Here is a 5977-nt window from a genome sequence, read left to right as displayed (position 1 = left end):
GTCCGCCCCTGCGACCCGCAAGGGAAGGCACGTCATGTCGTACTCGCCCGGCTCGACCTGGGAGAGGTCCAGCCCCTCCACCACCACCACTCCCGCTTCGAGCAGCGTGTGATGGGCGGGATGGTCCTTGCTCGCGTGGCGATCGATCGAAAGGTAGTCGATGCCGACGAGCTTGAGGCCCGCCTGGGCCAGGTACGTCGCCGCGTCGGCGGTCAGGTAGACGAAATCCTCGTGAAACCTCGGCTGGCGCAGCGCTCCGGAGTTGCGCGTCTTGATGAGCAGCCGGATGTCGTCCCGCAGGTCGAGCGCCTCGAGGTGCTCGCGACCGATCGCATCGCGCACGGGCACGGTGACGACGCGGGCCTTGCCGATCAGGATCTCGAGCGGCAGCTCGTCCACGGTCGTCCCGTCGGCCACGAAATGGAAGGGGGCGTCGACGTGGGTCCCCGCGTGCGAGCCCAGGCTCAGGCGGCTCAGGTTGCAGTGCTGGCCGTCGGCCATGCGCTGGGTGAACTCCAGCCGGAAGGCCGGGTCGCCGGGCCAGACAGGCAGGTCCGCCGAAAGGGGTACGGTCACGTCGATGATCTTGCTCATAGGGCTAGGAGCGTGTCCCGGTAACTATGGAGGACACGCTCCTAAAATGAGGACCCGAAGACACGTACCCACGTTGCATTCTCCTGCGCGGCCCGAAGAGCCGCTCTAGGATCCGTCCTCCGTCTAGCGGACGGACTCCTGTGCCGGGAAAGGATCCTGTTGCGCGAACACGTCTTATAGCGTTGCGCGAACACGTCTTATAGCATAGAAAAGACCAGTCTTGACAGGGTTGCGGGGGCCTGCTAGCGTGAAACAGCAGGAGCGCTCTTTGAAGCTCGGTCGCTTGTCCCGTAGCACATCAGTCCTTCTGTTCGCGCTCCTGGCGAGGACCGCCTCTGCGGCCAGCCTCGCCGAGGGCGGCCTCACCGGGCTCGTCGAGGACACCCGCGGGGCGCCGGTCGCGGGCGCGGTGATCTCGCTCTTTGGCAGGGGCGTGGGCGGGGCAGGCCTCGTAGCCCTCTCCGACGCCGCCGGTCGCTTCTCGCTCCCCTCGGTGCCCGCGGGCTCCTACACGCTCCGGGCCCTGGGTTCCGGTCACTTGCCGGCGCCGGCGCACCACATCACCGTGCTTCCGAACCGTGAAGCGAACTTCACGGTCAGCCTCACACCGGTCGGAGACGAGAAAGCGGCGGCGGTGGCCGAAGCCAGGGCCCAGGCCGAAGGCAAGGACGACGCGCCCTCGCTCGCGGAGCTGCGCTGGCTGCTGCGGCACAAGCGGCGGTCGGTTCTGGAGACCCGCGAGCCGGAAGCCGTGGGGGCCACGACCGACGCCACTGCTCCCGAGCCGTCGCGGCTGCTTGCGTCGCTGGTGCCCGACCTGGTCGGCACCGTGGAGGTGATGGCCAACCCCATCCCCGCCGAAGACGGGCTCGAGCCCGCCAACAGCTACAGCGTTCTCCGGCTCAAGGGACGGATTGCCAATGCCGGCCAGTGGAGCCTCGGCGGCTTGGTGGCCGAGAGCCAGAGCGCGAGCTGGCGCATGGCGGCCGAGTTCGTGTTCGAGCCGGGCGGCGGACACACGATGCAAGCGGGCATGGGCTACGGCACCCGGCCCTTGCGGCCGTTCGCTCCCGGCGAGCGGTCCCCGGCCCGCGGGCACGGCGTCGGCGCCGCTTTCCTCGCGGATGAGTGGCAGATCGCCGATAAGGTCACCACGCGGCTCGGTGGCCGATTCAGCTACATCGGCTTCCTGCGTGACTCCAACCACTTCGATCCGCAGGTTTCGGTCGTGGTCCTCGGGGAGGATCACAGCCGCATCACCGCGACCGTCGAGGCGCGCACACTCGCCCCCGGGGGGGACCTGCTGACGCTGTCCACCCTGGCCACCGCGCCCGCCGTGGCCTTTGCGTTCATCGACGACTCGCTGCGGCCTGAGCGCGCGACACGGCTCGAGCTGGCGGTGGACCAGAGCTTCGGCCCCACCACCATAGGCGCCCACACGTTCTACGAAAACGTGAACCATCAGCTCGGAAACTCCTACCAGGGCCCTCGCTCCGCGCGCGCCCTCCACATCTCCGACCTCGGCGACACGGCCGTGCGGGGCATGGGCTTGACCGTGGCCCGCCGTTTCGGCGGCCTGATGAGCGGCTCGGTCTCCTATCGCTTCGGTCGCAGCTCGCGCGAAGCGCCGGCGGGGTTGTCCGTCGTGCCGGCCGCTTTCGCCGCCGAGGGAAGCGGCTTCCACGACCTGGCCACGCGTCTCGAGACCTCCATCGACGAGACCGGAACGCGCGTCGTGGCCTTCTACCGCATCATCCATCTGAATCCCGACGGCGACCGGACGCGTCGGCCCTCCACCACGAACCACCGCTTCGACGTCCAGCTCAGCCAGGGTCTTCCCTTCGTGGGCCGGATCACGCGGGCGGAGTGGGACGTCCTCCTCGCCGTCCGCAACCTGTTCTACGAGACGTCGGAAGGAGCCGTGCTGGACGAGTTGGCGGTAGTCAATCCGCCGACGCGAGTGCTCGGGGGGATTTCGGTCCGCTTCTGAGCCCCAGGGCCATCCAGGTTTCTGGATCGGCGATCCGCGCGAATGGATTCAGCATTCGTAGCCCAAGTCGAAGTTATTGCAGGGGCAGAGTTTCGTTTCTCCTTCCGGAGCGTTTGATGGGCATGCCGTTTGCACCGGGCCAGTGGATTCGATCGCAGCCGCAAGGGAGCGAGGAGCCACCGTGGAATCGCCCGCTGGGCACCAGCGAATGCCGATGAAGCGGGCTCGGGTGCGCAACGCGGCCTTCGTGCTCGTCGCCCTGCTCCTCGCGAGCCTCGGGCTCTACAACATCTTCCTCAAGGCCACGTGGCGCCTCATGGACGACGGGGTCTTCTGGAAGGCGGCTCCGCAGGGCCTGGTCGCGGGCCGGGTCGCTCCCGGTGGCCCGGCGGCACTGGCGGGCGTCCGGACGGGCGATGTGCTCCTCGCCCTCGAAGGCGAGGAGGTGCCGCGTCCCGAGCAGGTCCAGCAGCGTCTGTCCCGGACCGCACCGGGCACGCGCCTGGCCTACTCGCTGCTGCGGGCGGACGAGCGCCGGAGCTTCGAGGTCACGGTGAGGCCTCTCTCCAAGGGTAACGTCACGCTCTTCTACTACCTGTCGCTCTTCGGCTTCTTCAGCCTGGTGGTGGGAACGATCGTGATGCTGCGACGGCCGCCCGATCGGGCCGCTCTGCATTTCTACGCGATCTGCCTGCTCTTCTTCCTCATGTACTCCACGTCGTACACGGGTAAGCTGAACCTCGCCGACTGGACGCTGCTGTGGTCGGACACGCTGGCCATCCTGTTCCTGCCCGTCGTCTTCCTGCACTTCTGCCTCTCCTTCCCCGAGCGCCGCCTCGCGCACTCGCGGGGCTGGCTGATCCCCGCCGCCTACATGCCCGCCCTTGCCCTGGCGGGCGCGGCGGTGGCGAGCCAGGTCCTGTTCGTCGCGACCAACGGGAGCGATGCGCTCTGGCAGATCACGGCCGCCATCGACCGGTGGAAGCCGCTCTACTTCGCCGTCCTCTTCGCCGTCTCGTTCGTGATCCTGCTCAGCTCCTATCGCCGGGCGAAGAGCCTCACCGTGCGCAAGCAGATGCAGTGGCTCGTGTGGGGCACGGGCGCGGGCGTGCTTCCCTTCTTCGTGTTCTACGCGATTCCCTTCGTCCTGGGACGGCCGCCGCGGGCGGCCATGGAGCTGGCCGGCTTCGTCCCCCTCGCCCTCATCCCGCTGTCGCTGGCGTACGCGGTCGTCAAGTACCGGCTGATGGACGTCGAGCTGATCTTCCGGCGTACCCTCGTGTACATCCTCGCCACGGCGGCCATCATCGGGATCTGCCTGGCGGCCGTGAGCCTCTTCCAGGCGACGCTGGCCGGGGACGACGAGCCGCACGTCATGCTGGTGGCCGTGCTCTGCACGGTGGTGGTCATCCTCCTGTTCACGCCCGTCAAGAGCCGCGTGCAGGAGGGGATCGACCGCCTGTTCTTCCGCGAGCGCTACAGCTCGCGCAAGGCGCTCCTGCGCCTGTCCCAGGACCTGAACGCCGATCTCGACCTCGCTCGCATGGCCGAGCGGCTGCTGGAGGGAGTGGGGTCGGCGCTGGGAGTGTCCTCGCTGGCCGTCTTCCTTCCCGGTCCTGACGGCGGCTTCGCGATCTTCCGCTCGCGGGGATGCGAGCCGGCCGCGCGCTCGCGGAGGCTGCCGGCGGACGGGCCCCTGCGGCAGCGGCTGGACGCGGGCGGGCCCGTCAACGCGGAGGCGCTCGCCGACGAGCTCCCGGAGGCGGGCCCCCTCAACCTCGCCTATTACTTCCCCTGCCGGGTGAAGGGCGAGCTGATCGCCATCCTCGGCGTGGGGCGCAAGGAGGGCGCCGATCCGCTCAACAGCGAGGAAGTGGACCTGCTGCAGGCCCTGGCCGGCCAGGCCGCCACCGCGTTCATGAACGGCCGGCTCTACCGCAGCCTGCGGGAGAAGGCCGACGAGCTGCAGCAGCTCACGGACTACAACGAGAGCATCCTGGAGAGCCTCGACTCGGGCATCCTCGTCCTCGACCTGCAGGGCCGGGTGGCCCGTTGGAACCGGGCGATGGAGGCCCTCTACGGCAAGCCGCGGGCGGCGGTGCTGGGACGGGGGCTGGACGAGATCTTCCCGGGCTCCTTCCGGGAGGCGCTCAAGGGGAGCCTGGCGCCCGGACGGGCGGGAGACCACGAGATCGCCAACATCTACAAGCTCCACCTCCCCACGGAGGACGGCCGCGGCCTGATGGTGAACGTCTCGGTGGCGCCCTTCCAGGTCGGCGGCGAGCGCTGGGGCATGATCCTCATCGTCGACGACGTGACCGCCCGCATCCGGCTCGAGGAGCAGCTCCAGCACTCCGAGAAGATGGCCTCCATCGGCCTGCTCGCCGCGGGCGTGGCCCACGAGGTCAACACGCCCCTGGCCGGCATCTCCTCCTACACCCAGATGCTCCGCGGACAGGTTCCCCCGAGCGACCCGCGGGCGGGTCTCCTCGAGAAGATCGAGAAGCAGACCTTCCGGGCGGCCAAGATCATCAACAACCTGCTCAACTTCTCGCGCTCCGGGCGAGCCGAGCTGGAATCCGTCGACGTGAACCGCGTGATCCTCGACGTGCTCTCCCTGCTGGAGCACCAGCTCCGCACGGCGCGGATCAAGATACGCAAGGAGCTGTCCGCCGATCTGCCCGCCGTGCGTGGGAACGAGAACCGTCTGCAGCAGGTGTTCTTCAACCTGGTCCTCAACGCGCGGGACGCGATGCCGCGCGGGGGCTGGCTGACGCTCGCCACGCATGCCGAGGAGGACGCGGTGGTGGCGGAGGTGAAGGATACGGGTGTGGGCATCAAGCGCGAGGACATCAAGCGGATCTATGACCCGTTCTTCACCACCAAGGGCATCGGACGGGGCACCGGCCTGGGGCTTTCCGTCTCCTACGGGATCCTCCAGGAGCACGGCGGGGCGATCTTCGTCGACAGCGCCCCCGGCCAGGGCACGACGTTCCAGGTCACCCTGCCCGCCCTGAGCGTCGCGGAAGCCGCCGAGAGATAATGTCCAGCATGAGCGGGCAGTCCATCCTCGTCGTCGACGACGAAGAGGTGATGCGGGACGTCCTCAACTCCCTCCTGGGCGAGGCGGGCTTCAAGGTGACACTGGCCGAGGACGGCGCCGAAGGCCTGGCCCTCGCCCGGCGCCACGGCTTCGACGCCGCCATCGTGGATGTGATGCTCCCGGACATGGGCGGCATAGACGTCCTCGAAGAGCTCAAGAAGATCGACGCCGAGCTGGTGGTGATGATGATCACCGCCTACGCGTCGGTGGAGACGGCGCTTTCGGCGATGAAGAAGGGCGCCTTCGACTACGTCGCCAAGCCCTTCAAGCACGAGGAGCTGCTCCACATC

Annotated in this window: 4 protein-coding genes; 3 read left to right on the top strand and 1 reads right to left on the bottom strand. The window is 68.5% G+C overall.

Annotation, left to right across the window (positions count from 1 at the left end; genetic code table 11):
- Nucleotides 1–594, bottom strand: a 594-nt coding sequence (locus VGT00_05520; protein ID HEV8530853.1) for a cyclase family protein, incomplete at its 3' end; no start/stop codon positions are given.
- A 283-nt stretch (nt 595–877) separates the two neighbouring features.
- Between VGT00_05520 and VGT00_05515 the strand changes: the two genes are divergently transcribed.
- The 3 genes from VGT00_05515 to VGT00_05505 all read left to right on the top strand — a co-directional run.
- Nucleotides 878–2584: a TonB-dependent receptor gene (locus VGT00_05515; protein HEV8530852.1), complete on the top strand. Its 1707-nt coding sequence runs from the start codon at nt 878–880 to the stop codon at nt 2582–2584.
- Between the two features lie 181 nt (nt 2585–2765).
- A complete protein-coding gene (locus VGT00_05510) occupies nt 2766–5627 on the top strand; it encodes an ATP-binding protein (protein HEV8530851.1) in 2862 nt (953 codons plus the stop codon).
- A gap of 8 nt (nt 5628–5635) precedes the next feature.
- Nucleotides 5636–5977 (top strand): response regulator (locus VGT00_05505; GenBank protein HEV8530850.1); only part of this gene is annotated, 342 nt, incomplete at its 3' end.

It is taken from the genome of Candidatus Methylomirabilota bacterium (genome assembly GCA_036002485.1).
Taxonomy (GTDB): Bacteria; Methylomirabilota; Methylomirabilia; order Rokubacteriales; family CSP1-6; genus AR37.
This window is presented reverse-complemented; position numbering and strand designations above follow the sequence as displayed.